A 17,359-nucleotide genomic window follows, 5' to 3' on the forward strand; every position below is an offset into this window, starting at 1 on the left:
ATGGCGGCGGAGTCTACCAGCTTCGCTCGCAACTGGCGCGAGTAGCACGATGTCCCCTGACCTGTGGAGTTTTTCCCTCGACCTCTATGCCAAGCCTGGCGTAGAGCCTGCGTGCCTCACGCTACAGGGCGCCGGCGTCAATGTCTGCCTGCTGCTTTGCGGACTGTGGCTGGAACGACGCGGTGTGGCCTGCAATGAACAACGGCTGCGACAGCTTCGACAATTGACCGAGCCCTGGGAGGCAGAGGTGGTAAGGCCCTTGCGCACGCTTCGCAGCCAATGGAAAGCCGGTGCCCGCCAAGACACGGCACTCGAGAGCCTGCGCGAACAGGTCAAGCGACTGGAATTGGAAGCCGAGCGACGATTGCTGGAACGATTGCAGGCAGTGGCCGAGGATTGGCCTGAGGAACAACGGAACGATTCAGCGTTATGGGTGCAAGGGCTGGTGGCGAATGCCGAACCAGCGAGCCGCGACGCGCTGCATCAGCTGCGCGTCGCGGTGTCCGGCACTTAGGAAGCGCTGGTTGGGGTGCTGCTGGTGGTCGGCGCAACGGCGGCTGGGCTGGTCGCCGAGGCCGGAGTGCTGGCGGTAGGCGCAGGCGTCGCGCTCGGAGCCGGAGCCGGTGTCGCTGGCTTGGCGGCTGGCGCAGTCGCAGGTTTTGCAGCGGCTGGCTTCTTCACGGCCGGTTTAGCGGCGGGCTTGGCAGCAGCTGGCTTGGCCGTAGCGGCGGGCTTGGCAGCCGTTGGCTTCGCGGCAGCTGGCTTGGCCGTAGCGGCGGGCTTGGCAGCCGTTGGCTTCGCGGCAGCAGGCTTGGCAGCGGCTGGTTTGGCAGCGGGTTTAGCCGCCGCTTTGGCAGGCGCTTTGGCAGCGACGGGCTTGGCAGCCGCTTTCGCAACAGGCTTGGCCGCAGCCGTTTTGGTTGCCGCAGGCTTGGCGGCTGGTTTGGCGGCCGCCGGTTTGGCCGTGGATTTTACCGCCGCCTTGGCAGCCGGTTTAGCGGCAGCGGTTTTCGTCGCGGCAGGTTTTGCGGCGGCGGTTTTAGCGGCAGGCTTGGCTACAACTTTTGTCGCAGGTTTAGCGGCAGGTTTAGCAGCCGCTTTTACAGCGGGCTTGGCGGCGGCAGGTTTAGCGGCCGCCGTTTTTGCGGCTGGCTTGGCAGCAGCCTTGACGGCTGGTTTTTTCGCCGCAGGTTTTGCAGCGCTGGCAGCGACGGGTTTGGCAGCCGGTTTGCTGACCGCCTTGGCCGGTGCTTTGGCGGCGGGCTTGGCAGCGACTTTGGCCGGTGCTTTTGCCACAGCGGGTTTAGCCGCCGGCTTCTTGGCCGATACAGCGGCAGGCTTGGCAGCACGAAGCGACAGCGCCTTGCCCGCAGCTTCTTGCACACGACCGACACCCTGGGCCAGTTTCAGGCTTTCCTGGGCATCACGCTTGAGTTGCAAAATGTAGGCGCGGGTTTCGGACTGACGATCCTTCAAGGCATCGAGCAGGTCTTCGAGCTCTTTCACGATATCTTTGGCCTTGGCTTGCGCCTTGGCCTTGCCAGCGGTGGCTGCGTCTTGCAGTTTGGTGCGCGACTTGTGCAGTTTTTCCTGCGCCTTGCCGCGTTGTTTTTCCAGTTTGGCGAGCAGTTTTTCAGCATCAGCCAGGGCTTGGGAGCAGGCATTTTCCAGATGTTCGAGCAAGCTGCCCGAGAGTTGTTGGAGCAAGTGCAACGGAGTGTTTACAGGCTTCTTGGTGGCCGACATGGTTTACCTCCTGACTGACGTGAGTGCGGCTCATACTAGACCTCTGCTGCAACCGCCGCTAGGGCATGTTGACAGTACACAAGACGTTGCGTTGCAAGGGACGAAAAATCTTCTGCGCCAGTGCCTTGGCAATCCACCTCTACAGATATCGACACTGGCATAATTCCTCGATTCGAGGCCGGAGAGCACACATGTCGCGTCACCTGTTTTTATTCCTGTGCATGGCTTGCGCCACGGTCCAGGCCGTTGAAAAAACCAGCGCAAACGATGCCCACGATCTGGCTTACAGCCTGGGCGCCAGCCTCGGCGAACGCCTGCGCCAGGACATGCCGGACTTGCAGATCAAAGCCTTGGTCGACGGTTTGCAACAGGCCTACCTGGGCAAACCGCTGGCCCTGAAAGATGAACGCATCGAACAGATCCTGGCCGAGCACCAAGCGCAACTGAACGCGCCATCGACAACGCCACAGGCCGAAGCCGCGTTGAAAACCGAGCAGAAATTTCTCATCGAAGAAAAAAACCGGCCCGGGGTCCAGCAACTGGCTGACGGCATCCTGCTCACCGAAATCAAGCCGGGCCACGGCGCGAAGGCCGGCCCTCACGGCAAGGTCCAGGTGATGTATACCGGTCGATTGCCAGACGGCACCGTATTCGATTCAAACCGCCAGGCACAGTGGTTCAATCTTGACAGTGTGATCGACGGTTGGCGCAGTGCATTGCCGCAAATGCCGGTCGGCGCGAAATGGCGCCTGGTGATTCCGTCGTCCCTGGCCTATGGCGCTGAAGGGGCCGGGGATGTGATCCCGCCCTACACACCATTGGTGTTTGAAATCGAGCTGCTGGGCGCGACGACCTGACGCTGGCCCAACGAAAAACGGTGCGCAATGCGCACCGTTTTTTCATGACCGCGAACCCTCAGGCCTGGACCGCAGCATCTTCCTTGTGAGCGTTGTGCAGCACTTCGATCAGGCAGTCTTCCAATTCGAAACGCTCGTGCAGCAAGCCGCCCAGCTCCTTGAATTTTTCCGCTACGCACTTGCCTTCATCGCACAGGTCGTTGAATGCCAGCAGCTTCTCGGTGATGACATCGATACGCGGGTAGATCGTCTCGGCCAGTTCAAGGCCGCGCTTGTCGTTGAAGGCCTTGGCCTCGCCCGTCAGTTGTTCGTATATCTCGAAATGACCGGCAGACACATAGTCCACCAGCACGCCGCAGAAATCCTGCAAGGGTCTGCGGCTTTCGCTCAGGGCTTCAGGCTTGGCGCCGAGATCATCGTAGGCCCGAACCAGTTCGTGACGCTCCTGCAGCCAGCGATCGATCAGCAGATGCACTCCACCCCAGCGTTCCTGAGCATTCTGACAACTTTCGAGCATGGTGATTTCTTCCCTTGTGAGTCATGCCCCCTCGCAGCCTGTGCACGCCTGATGACCAGGGACAAGCCAGACACAACATGATCGAGCGACACAATTCCAATGACACGTGCGGGCCAGATTATGCCCGCACGACAACGGCTTCAAGGTACGCAGGAGATAAAGTTCATACAAGTGTTTAATCCAGGGCCCGGACCAACTGCGACGTCTCGCCGCTGAGCGGTCGTACCAGAGCACTCCAGGCAAGGCGCAGCAGCAGGTAGGTCATGGCGCTGGACACCGCGAGAAAAAACAACAGGCTCCACTCGGGGATGCTCAGGTCGAACAACGTCCACGTGATATTCGCGCAGTCGACGGCGCCGTCGAGGACACGATGCAACGCGCACCACCACGATCTTGTCGGGTTGAGCTGCACGGCACAATCGGATAACGGCTCGAACGAGTGGCTTTGCATCAGGACCTGACGCCACGCCAGGGTCATGCCCCCGGTCGCAAAAACCAACCCTGCGGCGCCATAGAAGAGACTGCCTCGTTGGCCTGGACCGTGTACGCACGCTACGAGGCTGTTGGCCAGGAACAGCATCAGGCACAACCGCTGCAGGACACACAGGCTGCAAGGCGTCAGGCCGGCCGAATATTCCAGATAAGTGCTGATGCCCAAAGCCAGGGCGGCGGCGATGGAAGCCATGAGAAACGAGAAGCGTGAGCTGGCCAAAGACATGGCGATTCCGTAACAGAAGAGACAAGCAGTTACGGTAGAGGAAAGCCCTCTGGCCTTTCAAGGCAGCCCCGCGCAGACACTTCACCAGGGGTGTAGGGAATTCCCGACTGGTCGAAGAGGATTCGGCGTGGTCAGCTGTAGGACTTTGCTGAAGGTATGACCAAAGCCCCAAAATCGGGGCGAGGGAGCTTGCTCCCGCTGGGCTCTGTAGGAGCTGGCGAAGCCTGCGATCTTTTGATCTTTCGCTTGAGACTCAAGCGCCGGGGGAAAGATCGCAGCCTCGCTCCGCTCGACAGCTCCTACAGGCGAGCGGGAGCAGCTCCGTCGCCACAAAGGATTCATACATTCCCAGGAATGAGTCATGCCCTTTTTAAGTGGACAACACCTGGGCCGGAACCGGCAACGGCGCGGCCAGCAGACGCTCATCCAACAGTCCCAATCCCTCTTGGAACAACTGGTTGCTGCGCTCGGCATCTCCCAGTTGCGCCAGCAGGCGCGCCAGTTCGGCGCAGGCTTCGGGATTGCGCTGGGCGCGCAAACTGCTTTCCAGATAATCCCGCGCTTTGCCCCACAAGCTGTTCTGCAGGCATAGGCGCCCCAAGGTCAGCAACAGGCTCGGATCGGCCGGGTGGTCCTTGAGCCAGCCTTCGGCCGCTTGCAACTGGCGGATCGGATCATTGCCGCGAACCAGCCCGTACAGGCGCGCCAGATGGCTGTCATAGTGACGCTTGAGCGCGCCGCGCAGCACCTCTTCGGCTTCGACCTGGGCGCCCAATTGGCGCAATTGCTCGGCATAGGCCAGCACCAGCGCCGGCTCCTGGCGCTGTGCGGAGGTCAGTTGCTGCCAGGCGCGATTGAGCGACTGCAAACCGACGCTGCCGTCCTCCTCGCGGTGGGCCGCCAGGGTCAGGTTTTCGCCCCAGGCACGCCGCTCCAGTTCAGCCAGCTCGGCCGGCGGCAGGACTTTATCCTTGCGCAGCTCGGGCAACAGCCGGATCACCGCCGACCAATCGCCGCGCTGCTGATGCAGCCGCTGCAGTTGGCGAAGGACCTGGGCGTTATGGGGGTGACGCTCATGCATGGCCTGCAGTGTGCTCAACGCGCCATCCGTGTCACCTCGATCCATTTGCAATTGCGCGTGCGTCAGGGCAATGGCCAGTTCCGCCTGGGGCTGACGCTCCAGGGCGCGCTCCAGCAAACTGTCGCTCTGCTCGTAAAGCCCTTGTTCGTTGGCCGCGCGGGCGGCCCCCAGGTAATACAGCAGCGGCTGGCGCTCGGCTTCGGCGGCACGATGCAGATGACGCTGGGCACTGGCCCAGCGACCTTCGGCCAGGTCCAACTGGCCATGTTCGATCGCCACTTGCACCCGACGACTGCGATTGCGTCGCGACCACGGGTTGACCACGCCGCTGGACGTGGTCACCAACCCGATCAGCGCCCTCAGGCCTCGCCACACCAGCCAGAGCACCGCCACCAGGGCCAGGGTAACCCACAGGCCTGCTTCATAACGGAAGTTCTTGTACGCCACCAGCACGTAACCCGAATGCTCGGCAATCGCTACGCCCAGCAAGGCTGCGACAGCGATGACCGCGAACAGAATCACGTAGAGACGCTTCATGGCGTGGCCTCCTGCGCGCCTGGCGCGGGCAGCGGCTTGACCGACTCCTGGGCATTGAGGTTGCGACGCTCAAGGTAGGCCTGGACGCTGCTCAGCGTGCCCGTGAGGTCCGGGGTGACCACCGTCACCGGCTGCCTGGACAGCTCGCCCACGCGCTCGAGCATGATTTTGCTTTGCGGATTGTCCTGGTTGAAGTTGTTCTTCAATACGTCCCGGGCCTCGGTCAGCGCCTGGGTGTATACCGGCGCCTGACCATTGAGGGCGGCCCATTGCGCCTGCTCCAGCGCCAGGCTCAAGGCCAGGCGCACTTGCACGAGGCTTTGTCCGGCCAGCAGCGGACGAACGTTCTCGTCGGCGTTGAAGTCGATGCGGATGTAGCGCGAGATCTGGTCCCACCACTGTGCCCACCGGCTGGCCCCATCGCCATCGGCAGTCAGGCCCAGCAGCGACTCTCCACGATCCTTGTACTCGGGTGCCAGTTCGGTCAGTTGCAGCACCTGGTCACGCAAAGCGCCCAGTTGCAGGAACAGCCCGGTACGATCCGGTTGTTCGGTGCTGCGTAGCGCAGCGAGGGTCTTGGCCAGTTGCTCGCGGGCGGCGAACGAACCGGGGTCGTTCTGTTCGCGCAGGATTTCGTCAGCGCCCTGGACCAGCGCCTGGGCACTGTCGATGTCTTGCAGGGCGGAAAGACGCAGGCTGGCCAGGCGCAACAGGTGCTCGGCTTCCGCCAGGCGCCAATCCTTGCGGCTGGCACCCAGCACGGTTTCCAGGCGCTGGTTCAGGTGCTGCTGATCGCCTTGCAGCTGGGCCACCTGGCGGCGCCGCTCCTCCAGCTCTTCGGCCGGGGGCAATTGCGCCAGGCGCTCGCTCAGGCGTTGCTCGTTGAGCTTGAGGGTCTGGGCCTGGTCGTTCAGCGCCTGGACCTGGGCGGACTGCTGCTGGTTATTGGCTTGCAGGTGACGTACCTGCCACACGCCCCAACCGCCCACGGCGACACCGGCGGCGCCGAGCAGCAAGGCAACAATGGCCAGCCCGTTGCCGCGGCGCGGCGCGACTGGGGGCGGGGGTTCAACCGGCGCATCGATCGCTGGCTGGTCTAGATCTTCTTTTGGCAAGGCTGTTTCGCTCACGTATCCATCCTTTGCATTAGAAAACGGCACGGAGTGTTCCCGTAACGCCGCCAGCAAAGCCGCGGCATTGGCGCCACGGCAATCCACAACTGTTCGGGCCCCGGCGGCACGCGCCATCTCGGCAACCCTTGGGCTTGGAACAAACAACGGTAACCGCGCCAGGGCCGGCCACGCATCGCCGGCCAGCCGCTGCAGATGCTCCAGACCCTGCCCACTGCTGACCACCAGTGCGTTCAAGCGTTCCGCTTCGACTATCGACGGCAACACCCCTTCACCGTAACTGGGCAAGTGGCGGCGGTACAATTCCAGATAATCGACACTAGCACCTTGCTCGCGCAAACGCTCTGCCAGCAAGCCGCGCCCGCCTTCACCCCGCACGATCAAGACCTTGGGGTCGGGCCGCGAAACAGCCTGGCGCAAGACCAAATGTTCCAGCAAGGCTTCGCTGTCGTCGCCGTTATCGGGATAAAACACCGTGAGGCCGGCATCGGCAAGGATCTGTCCGGTGGCCGCGCCCACGCTGAACCAGGGTTGATCCGGAGGCTGGGGCCAGTGTTGGCGCAGCAGCTCGACGCACAGGCGTGCGGCCGGCTTGCTGACCACGATCACGGCAGTGTATTGGTCCAGTGCCTGGAATATCGCCCGCCCGGCGTCGGACAGCGGGACCGGCTCGATATCCAGCAACGGCAGGCTGCTGCTGTAGACCCCCGCTTCGGCCAGGACAGCCGCCAGCGCCGACGACTCGTCCGCCGGCCGGGTGAGCAACAGCCGCCAACCCGTCACGCGTGGCCGGCCTCGCCGTAGACCGCCTTGAGAATGTCGGCGGCCCCCTGGCTCAACAAGTCTTCAGCCACCCGCACGCCCAACGCCTCGGCATCCTGGCGCGGTGCCCGGGCTTCGGCGCTGAGCAGACGGCTCCCGTTGGGCTCCCCCACCAGGCCGCGCAACCAGACCTGTTCGCCTTCCAGCACGGCATAACAGGCAATCGGTACCTGGCAGCCGCCATTGAGGTGTTTGTTCAGCGCGCGCTCGGCGAATACTCGCGTGGCGGTGTCTGCATGGTGCAGCGGCGCCAGCAGGGCGTGGATGTCGCTGTCGGCGCTGCGGCACTCGATACCCACCGCCCCTTGCCCACCGGCCGGCAGGCTGTCGTCGACGCTGATGGCCGAGGTGATGCGGTCTTCGAAGCCCAGGCGGATCAGGCCGGCGGCGGCGAGGATGATGGCGTCGTACTCACCGGCATCGAGCTTGGCCAGGCGTGTGTTGACGTTGCCGCGCAGGAAACGGATTTGCAGGTCCGGACGACGCGTCAGCAATTGGGCCTGGCGACGCAGGCTGGACGTGCCGACCACACTCCCGGCAGGCAGCGCCTCAAGGCTGGAGAAGGTATTGGAGACGAACGCGTCGCGCGGGTCTTCCCGCTCGCAGATGCAAAACAGGCCCAGGCCTTCGGGAAAGTCCATGGGCACGTCTTTCATCGAATGCACGGCGATGTCGGCTTCGTTGTCCAGCAGCGCGGTTTCCAGCTCTTTGACGAACAAGCCCTTGCCGCCGATTTTCGACAGCGGCGAGTCCAGCAGCTTGTCACCGCGACTGACCATGGGCACCAGGGTCACGATCAGGCCGGGATGAGCCGCTTCCAGGCGGGCTTTGACGTATTCGGCCTGCCAGAGGGCCAAGGCACTTTTACGGGTGGCGATGCGGATCTCGCGAGGGAACATGAATCAATCCGTACTTAAAAGATACGGCAGATAATAACAGCTCAGTCAAAACCGCTTTGATTTGAATCACGACCCCAAGGCCTCCCTGGCCGCCAGATCCTGGAAATGAAACACGTTGAACGCCTTGGACCGCCTGGCTTAAAGCTGCTGCATCATCTTGCGCACGCCGGCCACGTGCCGCCGGCTGACAATCAGCGCGTCGCCATTGAGGCCTTTGAGGAACAGCTGGAAATGCCCAAGGGGGGTGCGTTGCAGACGCTCGATGCGCTCGCGGGCCACGAGGGCGTTGCGGTGGATGCGTACGAAGCGTTCGCCGAACTCGTCTTCAAGGGCCTTGAGGGGCTCGTCGAGCAACACCTCGCCACTCTCATGGCGCAAGGTCACGTATTTATGGTCGGCAATAAAGTAGACCACCTGGTTCAAGGGGATCAGCTCGATGCCTTTTCGGGTGCGGGCACTGATGTGGCTGCGTGGGCCACTGCCGCTTTCGGCGGCTGGACGGGTCAGCGCCGCCAGTTGCACGCGGTTGGGTCGCTCAGCCTTGCGCAAGGCTTCGAGCAACGCCTCGGACGCCACCGGCTTGACCAGGTAGCCCACGGCACCGGCCTGCAACACCTCGGGTGGGAAGTCGTCCCGGGTGGTACAGAACACCACGGCGGGCGGCGACTCTCGTTCGCACAACTTCGCCGCCACCTGCAGGCCGTCCAGGCCAGGCATGCGAATGTCGAGCAGCACGATATCCGGCTTGTGGCTGTCAATAAGGGCCAATGCCTCGTCGCCATTGGTGGCGCTCGGCTCCAGGACACTGTAACCCTCGAGCTCGCCAACCATTCGGCTCAGGCGCTCGCGGGCCAGTGGTTCGTCATCAACGATCAGGACATTCATATTGCGCTGGATTCCTGCGTGAGTCTCGCACAAGGATAGCGTAGACAGGGGAAGTGACATCCGTCACCGCGATCCACGCTAAGACTCGTTCGAGGGCCAAAAAGTGCCGCGAGGCGGGTGCCTATCTTTACCAGCGCTTGCCGACCGATGCCCGAGGCCCGTTGTCGCACGGCGTTGCCGTAGGGATTATTAACTGTCGATCTGACCAATATGAGCTCCCCCTTCTTCTATGTGTCCGGTACGCCATGGATGGAAAAAGCAAAAGTCCTACCGTCCACTGTAGACGGTTGCCACGATGATATTGCTCAATCGAAAAATATCGTTGTGCGAAAACCCGGTTGGATCCCGGGTCTCGATCGAAAAAACCTGCCGACCAGTGCCAGCGCCAGTCCCGGCAACCCTGCTATCATCCGCCGCAGCCTTTAACCGCTACTTTTTCCACAGCCGATCACGAGCGAATTCATGAGCACTGACAAGACCAATCAGTCCTGGGGCGGCCGCTTCAGTGAACCCGTCGACGCCTTCGTCGCCCGCTTCACCGCCTCCGTCAACTTTGACCAGCGCCTGTATCGCCACGACATCATGGGCTCGATCGCCCACGCCACCATGCTGGCCAAGGTCGGCGTGCTGACCGATGCCGAGCGCGACAGCATCATCGATGGCCTGAAGACCATCGAGACTGAAATCGAGGCCGGCCGGTTCGACTGGCGCGTCGACCTTGAAGACGTGCACATGAACATCGAAGCACGCCTGACCGATCGCATTGGCGTGACCGGCAAGAAGCTGCATACCGGCCGCAGCCGCAACGACCAGGTCGCCACCGACATCCGTCTGTGGCTGCGGGATGAAATCGACCTGATCCTGGGCGAAATCACGCGCCTGCAAAAAGGCCTGCTGGAACAGGCCGAGCGCGAGGCCGAGAGCATCATGCCGGGCTTCACGCACCTGCAAACCGCTCAACCTGTAACGTTTGGGCATCACATGCTGGCCTGGTTCGAAATGCTCAGCCGCGACTACGAGCGCCTGGTGGACTGCCGCAAGCGCACCAACCGCATGCCCCTGGGCAGCGCCGCGCTGGCCGGCACCACGTACCCGATCGATCGTGAGTACACCGCGCAGCTGCTGGGCTTCGACGCCGTGGGCGGCAACTCGCTGGATAACGTCTCGGACCGCGATTTCGCCATCGAATTCTGCGCCGCCGCGAGCATCGCGATGATGCACCTGTCGCGCTTCTCCGAAGAGCTGGTGCTGTGGACCAGCGCGCAGTTCCAATTCATCGATTTGCCCGACCGTTTCTGCACCGGCAGCTCGATCATGCCGCAAAAGAAAAACCCCGACGTGCCGGAACTGGTGCGCGGCAAGAGCGGCCGGGTGTTCGGCGCACTGATGGGCCTGTTGACCTTGATGAAAGGCCAGCCGCTGGCCTACAACAAGGATAACCAGGAAGACAAGGAACCGCTGTTCGACGCCGCCGACACCTTGCGCGACTCGCTGCGGGCCTTCGCCGACATGATCCCGGCCATCAAGCCCAAGCACGCGGTGATGCGCGAAGCGGCCCTGCGCGGTTTCTCCACCGCCACCGACCTGGCCGACTACCTGGTGCGCCGTGGCCTGCCGTTCCGTGATTGCCATGAGATTGTCGGCCATGCCGTGAAGTACGGCGTGGACACCGGCAAGGACCTGGCGGAAATGAGCCTGGACGAACTGCGCCAGTTCAGCGACCAGATCGAGCAGGACGTGTTTGCCGTGTTGACCCTCGAAGGCTCGGTCAATGCCCGTGACCACATCGGCGGCACCGCGCCGGCGCAGGTCAAGGCAGCGGTTGTGCGCGGCCAGGCGTTGCTCGCCAGCCGCTAAAGCCAGAAGCATCGCGAGCAAGCTCGCCCCCACAATGGTTCTCCGGTGAACACACCCCTTGTGAACATCCAGAGATTCAAATGTGGGAGCGAGCCTGCTCGCGATAGCTGACTTCAAATCACCGAAAAGCTCACTTCTTGGCGGCAACCATCGCCAAAAACGTCGGCATCTCCGCCTCCTTGTCCGCAGCGATCCGCCGCACGTTCGGGTTCTGCTCCAAGCGCTCCATCAGCGCCTTGGCCGCCGGCATGTCCGCCAGCCAATCGATATCGAAGACCTTCCTGCCCACTTGCAGGGCCAGCGAAAGGCTGTAGTAGAAATACAGGTCGGCAATGCTCAGGCTGTCGCCCGCCACATAGGGCGAGAATTTGCCGTGCCGGCCGAGCGAGGCGAACCCCAGCAACAATTCGGACTTGGACTTTTCCTTGATGGCATCGGCCACCGTCATGCCGAAAAACGCCTCGCTATAGCAGGCCCGCCCCGGCAGCTCGATGTACAGCTCGATTTCCCGGCACAAGGCCAACACCTGGGCGCGCTCGAACGGTTCGGTCGGCAGCAGGGCTTTACCCGGTTGGGTTTGCTCGATGTATTCGAGGATGACGCTGGTCTCGTTGATAAAACCCTGCTCGGTCTTCAGCACCGGCACCTTGCCGCGCGGGCTGATGGCCAGGGCTTCCGGGGTCTGGTTGCCAAAGAACGGTACTTCTTCGAAGGGCACGCCCTTCTCCAACAATGCCAGCTTGACCATGTTGTAATAATTACTGACAGAGAAACCATAAAGCTTGAGCATTACAAAGCCTCCAGGCCGTGCGGGGTTGGCAGCCTTGCGTTATAGACCGTCGAGGGGTTTCTTGCCAGGCGCATCACGCCGCTGAATGCAGGTAAACTGGCGGCCTTTCCTACAGGAGCCTGCCATGAGCGAGCCAACCGATATCGACAGTGACGAAGAAGAGTTCGTCGAGAACACGCTGATCGAAGCCATCGAAAACCAGATCGAAAGCGACAACCCGCCAGCGGCCAAGGCCACGTTCAACAAGCTGACCCTGGTCGGTTACGAGCGCGAAGAAATCCTCAACCTCATGGCCCATGTACTGGCCCATGAAATCGACGCGATTCTCGAAGAAGACCGCCCGTTCGACACCCAATGGTACGAAGCGGCGCTGCGCGCCCTCCCCGAGTTGCCGCCGGAAAAGAAATAAACCGGCAGGCGCCGTTGTTAGCCGGGTCACGCTTGTAGGAGCTGTCGAGTGCAGCGAGGCTGCGATCTTTCCACCGCCAGTTGAATCGAGAGCGAAAAATCAGGATCAAAAGATCGCAGGCTTCGCCAGCTCCTACAAAGTCCGGCGGGGATAAATCCCCTCGCCACAAGGTGCTCTACCTGGCAGAACAGCGGTGTTCCGTCACCCAAAAGAAAAAAAGCATGCCCCTGACACTGGACAGCTCGGCCGACTACGCTCACCTTAGTGACGCTGTCGTCCAAATTCCTAGAAAGTCTGGAGTCCTTATGTCGCTTACCCCTGAGTTGGTTGCCGAACTGGAAATCCTTGCACTCTTCAACCTGGACAGTTCCCAGGAAGGCCTGAAAATTCATCAGACCGCTGCCCCTAAAGCGATTGCCGCTGCCCAACGCCTGTACGAGAAAGACCTGATCACCCAGCCCGACGGTGGTTACCTGACCAGCCTGGGACGGGATGCCGCCCAAAATGTCCAAACCGTCCTGACGATACTCAGCGTTCAACAAGAAGCCGCCTGATCCCCCTGCCGCCCACGGAAATCTCCTCTACGGGATTTCCGCAGGCGCACTGGCGCCCGGCGTAAAGAACCGGCATTAAAAATCCTGTTTCCAGCTTAAGTATTCCCAAGACCGGGCGCTAACCTGCCATCACCCCACGTTCGACGCCGCGAGCCGGTTTTAGCTGACATGACCCGCAACCATGAAATCCGCCCCGATCTGGACGAGGGAATCGACCGCAAGGTCCTGAGCCAGTTACGCGCACGTTTTCTCAAGCTCAACACCGTGCGGCTGGAGCGCGCCCTCGAAGGCCTGTCGCCCCGCCAGCAAGGCGTACTGACGCTGCTGCCGCTGTTTTTCCACGTCAACCATCCGCTGCTGCCCGGCTACGTCTCCGGTAGCACGCCCGCCGGGCTGTCGAACTACGAACCTGACGCCAACGTCCTTGCCGAAGCCCAGCGGCTGACCCGTTCGTTTTCCTACAAGCCCCGGCACGGCAGCAACCCGCCGCGGCCGATCCTTGGCCTGTTCCTGATGGGCAGCCTCGGCACCCTGGCCCAGGCCGACCAGAGCGACATGGACGTGTGGGTGTGCCACGGGCCGGACCTGAGCGACGATGAACTGGCCGAGCTGCGCAAGAAATGCCAGTTGCTGGAGACCTGGGCCGCGACCCAGGGCGCCGAAGCCCACTTTTTCCTGATCGACCCGGCGCGTTTCGTACGGGGCGAGCGGGACAACCAGCTCAGTTCCGACGATTGCGGCACCACCCAGCATTACCTGTTGCTGGACGAGTTCTACCGCACCGCGATCTGGCTGGCCGGGCGCACGCCGATCTGGTGGCTGGTGCCGGTCTACGAAGAAGAGAACTACGAGCAGTACACCCATACGCTGATGTCCAAGCGTTTCATTCGCGCGGATGAAACCCTGGACCTGGGACACCTGGCCTACATTCCGCCGGGCGAATTCGTCGGTGCCGGGCTCTGGCAGCTGTTCAAGGGTATCGAATCGCCCTACAAGTCCGTGCTCAAGCTGCTGCTGACCGAGGTCTATGCCAGCGAACACCCGAACGTGCGCTGCCTGAGCCTGCGCTTCAAACAGGCCGTGTTCGCCAACCGCCTGGACCTGGAAGAGCTGGACCCGTACATGCTGGTTTACCGCCGCATCGAGGAATACCTCGATGCCCGTGGCGAACCCGAACGCCTGGAGTTGATCCGCCGCGCGCTGTACCTGAAGGTCAATCGCAAACTCACCGGCCAGGCGCGCAGCAGTGGCTGGCAACGGGTACTGCTTGAGCGACTGGCCCGGGAATGGGGCTGGGACCAGCGTCAACTGGCATTGCTGGACAGCCGCAGCCAGTGGAAAGTCCGCCAGGTCAGCCACGAGCGGCGCGCCCTGGTCAACGAACTCACCCACAGCTACCGCTTCCTGACCCAGTTCGCCCGCACCGAGAAAACCGTCAGCCTGATCAACAAGCGTGATCTCAACGTGCTTGGCCGGCGCTTGTATGCCGCCTTCGAGCGCAAGGCCGACAAGGTCGAGTTCATCAACCCCGGTATCGCGCCGGACCTGGCCGAAGACACCCTGACGCTGGTCCAGTCACCCAACAAGAAGGAACCGGGGCAGAACCAGTGGGGCCTGTACAACGGCAGCCTCAACGCCTTGGAGTGGGAGAACTTCGCGCCGATCAAACGTTGCCGCGAGTTGCTGGAGCTGTTGACCTGGTGCCACCGCAACGGCGTGATCGACAGCAGCACGCGCCTGGCGCTGCACCCAGGTGACAGCGACCTGAGCGAGTTCGAACTGTTCAACCTGCTGGGCAGCCTGCAACAGTCCATCGCCCTGCCCCTGGTCACGGTGGATGAAGCGCAGTTGCTGCGCGCCAGCGTGCCCAGCGAAGTGCTGATTCTGGTGAATGTCGGCGTCGACCCGCTCAAGCACCATCGCGACCTGAATATCCTGATGACCACCGAGCGTACCGACTCCCTGAGCTATGCCGGGGTCCGGGAAAACCTGGTGCTGACCCTCGACCAGGTCACGCTCAATAGTTGGAATGAAGTGCTGGTCAACCGTTTCGACGGCGAACACGCCCTGCTCGACTGCCTGCGCGACTACCTCAACGACCTGCCCGTCACCCAGCGCCAACCGCGCTTGCAGGTGCGCTGCTTCTGCCACAACCGCGCCCAATTCATTGCGCGGCGGGTCGAGGAAGTCATCGAAACGGCGCAGACCCTGCTGTTGAGCAGGCTCAATCACCGCTACCTGCTTCAGGTCCAGCAGCATTACCACGTGCTGGAACTGGTGCCCGGCCAGGTCAATCATGTGGCCCTGGGCAGCTTGTCGGCGCTGATGGATTACCTGGGCGAGGAACTGATGGCCTACAGCCCCTTGCAGCTGGACCCGATGGCCCTGGAAGACCACGACCTGGCGCTGATCCTGCCCATGGGCCAGCCCGAGTGTATCCAGGTGTTCTACCGGACCAACGAGGACGAAGCCGATCTGTACGTGCTCGATGAATTCAATGCGCTGTGGCAACAGCACGTGCCCTATCACGACGAACAAAGCCTGCTGGTGCCGCTGCAGCGCTTCCTGCAATCGGTGCTGTACCGTCGCGACGCCCTGTTGCCGCTGGACGCCGCCCAGCCGCTGACCCTGGAAACCCTGTACTACCAGTTGCTGCCTTCAGGTGGCCGGGCGCGCCGGATCGAAGCGCGGCAAGCCCCACAGACACCGGTCGACAAGCCGTTCTATGACGTGCAGGCGATCATCGGCAAAGCGGCGCACGGGCAGGTGCACGTCACCCTGTACTGCGATCAGCAGGAATTTTCCGAACTGGAACATGGCGACCAACTGTTCCGCGTGGTCGCCAGGGAGATCGTCGAACAGCGCCGCGAAGCCCAGCGCTATCGCTGCTACATCACCGACCTGGATCTCTCGGGGCTGGTGGGCGACGGGGCCTGCTCAACCAATTTGTACCTGCGCTACAAGGCCGACCTGGAACGCGCCCTGAACGAGGCGCTGGCCCTGGTCTGAAGCACCCGGGCACTCAGAGGTGGAAATCGCCGCCTGCTTCGGGCTGGTATTCGACGTCCAGCAAGGTCAGTTTCAACGTCTTGCCGCCCGGGGCCGGCCAGTCGATGTGCTGGCCGACCTTCAGGCCCAGCAAGGCACTGCCCACCGGTGCCAGGATCGAGATCCGGCCTTCGTCGGCATTGGCGTCCTGTGGATAAACCAACGTCAGGTGATAGTCCTTGCCGCTGCTTTCTTCGCGGCAGTGCACACGCGAGTTCATGGTCACGACATCGGCAGGCACTTCTTCGTGGCCCACCACGTTCTCGGCGCGATCCAGTTCGGTTTGCAACGCAATCACGCCTGGCAGCGTTTCATCAAGACTGTCGATCAGGCGTTCCAGACGCTGTACGTCCAGGCGGGTAAGGGTGATGGAAGGTGCGGTCATGATCCAGGCAGACTCCTTTCTTCTGCACAAAAAAAGCAAAACCCCGCCACAAAAAGGCGGGGTTTTCACGGGCCTCGACGAATTGAGGCGTAGCCGGACACTATCAGTAGGAGCTGACGAGTGCAACGAGGCTGCGATCTTGATCCGAGCAATTCAGCCTCAAGCGAAAACCGCAAAGATCAAGAACAAAAGATCGCAGCCTTCGGCAGCTCCTACAGGGATCTGCGCTTGAGCGCCTCGGCACAGATGACCCGCCGGCGCTCATCATCGGCCGAGCGCCATTCGCGGATATCTTCCACATGGCGGAAACAGCCGAGGCAGACCTTCTGCTCATCCAGCTTGCACACGCTGGTGCACGGCGACGGCACCGCGGGGCTGACGTTGCTGTAGAGCGGCTTGGGGGGCCGTGGCGGGGCGGTCTGGCTCACGCCGTCACAGGCCTTCGAACTCGAGTTCCACGCCCGCCTGCAGCTTGACGATGCGCTCGAGCATCTCACCCAGTTGCTCTTCGCTCTTGTCACACATCCAGCGCTCGCTTTCCTCGTCGTAGTCGAAATGAAAGCCGCCGGAGACCGCCGCCAGCCACAACTGCCGCAACGGCTCCTGGCGACTGAAGATCAGTTGGCTGCCGTTTTCGAACTTGACGGTGAGTACACCGGCGGAGATTTCCAGATCGATGTCCAGGCCACTGTCATCGAACACATCCTCCAGCGTTTGCTGGGTCGCATCGACCAGATCGTGGAAACGGGCTTCAGTCAAACTCATTTGCGGCAACCTCGAAAATGTCTGCTCATGCTCAAGCGCCGCAAGATACGGACGCCGCCCGGCGATTGCAAAGGATATACCGATCAACGACAACAGTGCCGCCGGACGGGCGCCCCGTTGCATAGGCAAGCTGACGGGTGGCCGGTATACTCCGGCGCAATTAATGCATTTTCAAGGATTTCGCCATGAAGCGCCTGATCTCTTCCCTTGCTGCGCTCGTCGCGGTTGCCTGCCTCGTGACAGCCTGTGGTCAAAAAGGTCCGTTGTACCTGCCTGATGACAGCAAGTCCCCTGAAGAACAGGCCAAGTCGTCGCAATCCAAGACACACTCGCACGACACCCACACCACCTACTAAGGG

General features: G+C 62.0%; 18 protein-coding genes and 2 pseudogenes. 7 read left to right on the forward strand and 13 right to left on the reverse strand.

The features are described 5' to 3' along the window. Positions 1–49 precede the first annotated feature (49 nt). Positions 50–514, forward strand: coding sequence for a TIGR02444 family protein (locus BLQ55_RS13945; RefSeq protein ID WP_092254466.1), 465 nt, complete (start codon positions 50–52; stop codon positions 512–514). Here the strand turns inward: BLQ55_RS13945 and BLQ55_RS13950 are convergent. After that, positions 511–1,746 carry an AlgP family protein gene (locus tag BLQ55_RS13950; protein WP_092254468.1) on the reverse strand — a complete coding sequence of 412 codons (1,236 nt, stop codon included), beginning with the start codon at positions 1,744–1,746 and terminating at the stop codon, positions 511–513. The two genes, BLQ55_RS13945 and BLQ55_RS13950, sit on opposite strands and share 4 nt — an antisense overlap. Positions 1,747–1,937: 191 nt before the next feature. Here BLQ55_RS13950 and BLQ55_RS13960 point away from each other — a divergent pair, with 191 nt between their 5' ends. Next, a complete protein-coding gene (locus BLQ55_RS13960) occupies positions 1,938–2,603 on the forward strand; it encodes an FKBP-type peptidyl-prolyl cis-trans isomerase (RefSeq protein WP_092254471.1) in 666 nt (221 codons plus the stop codon). Positions 2,604–2,661: 58 nt separating this feature from the next. On the opposite strand, the gene rsd is transcribed toward BLQ55_RS13960, so the two are convergent. The 8 genes and pseudogenes from rsd to BLQ55_RS32835 form a co-directional block, all read right to left on the reverse strand. Beyond that, positions 2,662–3,120, reverse strand: a complete 459-nt coding sequence (rsd, locus tag BLQ55_RS13965; RefSeq protein WP_092203257.1) for a sigma D regulator — start codon at positions 3,118–3,120, stop codon at positions 2,662–2,664. Positions 3,121–3,295: 175 nt separating this feature from the next. Next, complete coding sequence (locus tag BLQ55_RS13970; protein WP_092203259.1) at positions 3,296–3,838, reverse strand: disulfide bond formation protein B; 543 nt, start codon at positions 3,836–3,838, stop codon at positions 3,296–3,298. A gap of 370 nt (positions 3,839–4,208) precedes the next feature. After that, positions 4,209–5,456 (reverse strand): heme biosynthesis protein HemY, encoded by a 1,248-nt coding sequence (locus BLQ55_RS13975; protein ID WP_092254474.1) that lies wholly within the window; start codon positions 5,454–5,456, stop codon positions 4,209–4,211. After that, a complete protein-coding gene (locus BLQ55_RS32505) occupies positions 5,453–6,586 on the reverse strand; it encodes a uroporphyrinogen-III C-methyltransferase (RefSeq protein WP_256326577.1) in 1,134 nt (377 codons plus the stop codon). The genes BLQ55_RS13975 and BLQ55_RS32505 overlap by 4 nt, the downstream gene beginning before the upstream one ends. Positions 6,587–6,622: 36 nt before the next feature. Then, positions 6,623–7,369 (reverse strand): annotated as a pseudogene (locus BLQ55_RS32510) (uroporphyrinogen-III synthase); the annotation flags it as partial. Continuing rightward, positions 7,366–8,307 (reverse strand): hydroxymethylbilane synthase, encoded by a 942-nt coding sequence (gene hemC / locus BLQ55_RS13985; protein ID WP_092254477.1) that lies wholly within the window; start codon positions 8,305–8,307, stop codon positions 7,366–7,368. The gene hemC and the pseudogene BLQ55_RS32510, both read right to left, overlap by 4 nt. Before the next feature lie 138 nt (positions 8,308–8,445). Then, the gene (locus BLQ55_RS13990) at positions 8,446–9,192 is read right to left on the reverse strand and encodes a LytR/AlgR family response regulator transcription factor (protein ID WP_060740100.1); all 747 of its coding nucleotides are present in this window, start codon (positions 9,190–9,192) and stop codon (positions 8,446–8,448) included. Continuing rightward, positions 9,189–9,419: pseudogene (locus tag BLQ55_RS32835) on the reverse strand (sensor histidine kinase); the annotation flags it as partial. The pseudogene BLQ55_RS32835 and the gene BLQ55_RS13990, both read right to left, overlap by 4 nt. Before the next feature lie 235 nt (positions 9,420–9,654). On the opposite strand from BLQ55_RS32835, the gene argH reads away from it, so the two are divergent. After that, entirely contained in the window at positions 9,655–11,049 is a 1,395-nt protein-coding gene (argH, locus tag BLQ55_RS13995; protein ID WP_092203267.1) for an argininosuccinate lyase, read from the forward strand. A gap of 130 nt (positions 11,050–11,179) precedes the next feature. Here the strand turns inward: argH and BLQ55_RS14000 are convergent, their stop codons facing one another. Then, positions 11,180–11,839, reverse strand: a complete 660-nt coding sequence (locus BLQ55_RS14000; RefSeq protein ID WP_092203269.1) for a glutathione S-transferase family protein — start codon at positions 11,837–11,839, stop codon at positions 11,180–11,182. A gap of 124 nt (positions 11,840–11,963) precedes the next feature. Here BLQ55_RS14000 and BLQ55_RS14005 point away from each other — a divergent pair, with 124 nt between their 5' ends. From BLQ55_RS14005 to BLQ55_RS14015, 3 genes are all read left to right on the forward strand, one after another. Next, positions 11,964–12,248, forward strand: a complete 285-nt coding sequence (locus BLQ55_RS14005; RefSeq protein ID WP_092203271.1) for a hypothetical protein — start codon at positions 11,964–11,966, stop codon at positions 12,246–12,248. A gap of 305 nt (positions 12,249–12,553) precedes the next feature. Further along, a complete protein-coding gene (locus BLQ55_RS14010; protein ID WP_060740096.1) occupies positions 12,554–12,802 on the forward strand; it encodes a TIGR02647 family protein in 249 nt (82 codons plus the stop codon). A gap of 168 nt (positions 12,803–12,970) precedes the next feature. After that, positions 12,971–15,811: a class I adenylate cyclase gene (locus BLQ55_RS14015; protein ID WP_092254480.1), complete on the forward strand. Its 2,841-nt coding sequence runs from the start codon at positions 12,971–12,973 to the stop codon at positions 15,809–15,811. A 13-nt stretch (positions 15,812–15,824) separates the two neighbouring features. Here the strand turns inward: BLQ55_RS14015 and rnk are convergent, their stop codons facing one another. The 3 genes from rnk to cyaY form a co-directional block, all read right to left on the reverse strand. After that, a complete protein-coding gene (gene rnk / locus BLQ55_RS14020; protein WP_060740094.1) occupies positions 15,825–16,235 on the reverse strand; it encodes a nucleoside diphosphate kinase regulator in 411 nt (136 codons plus the stop codon). 212 nt (positions 16,236–16,447) lie between these two features. Continuing rightward, positions 16,448–16,663 (reverse strand): DUF1289 domain-containing protein, encoded by a 216-nt coding sequence (locus BLQ55_RS14030; protein WP_092203277.1) that lies wholly within the window; start codon positions 16,661–16,663, stop codon positions 16,448–16,450. A gap of 4 nt (positions 16,664–16,667) precedes the next feature. Next, on the reverse strand, positions 16,668–17,000 hold the full coding sequence (gene cyaY / locus BLQ55_RS14035; RefSeq protein ID WP_092203279.1) for an iron donor protein CyaY: 333 nt from the start codon (positions 16,998–17,000) through the stop codon (positions 16,668–16,670). A gap of 185 nt (positions 17,001–17,185) precedes the next feature. On the opposite strand from cyaY, the gene BLQ55_RS14040 reads away from it, so the two are divergent. Further along, complete coding sequence (locus BLQ55_RS14040) at positions 17,186–17,356, forward strand: LPS translocon maturation chaperone LptM (RefSeq protein WP_072406122.1); 171 nt, start codon at positions 17,186–17,188, stop codon at positions 17,354–17,356. The last annotated feature ends 3 nt before the right edge of the window (positions 17,357–17,359 follow it).

It is taken from the genome of Pseudomonas sp. NFACC13-1, assembly GCF_900104425.1.
In the GTDB taxonomy this organism is placed as follows: Bacteria; Pseudomonadota; Gammaproteobacteria; order Pseudomonadales; family Pseudomonadaceae; genus Aquipseudomonas; species Aquipseudomonas fluorescens_AA.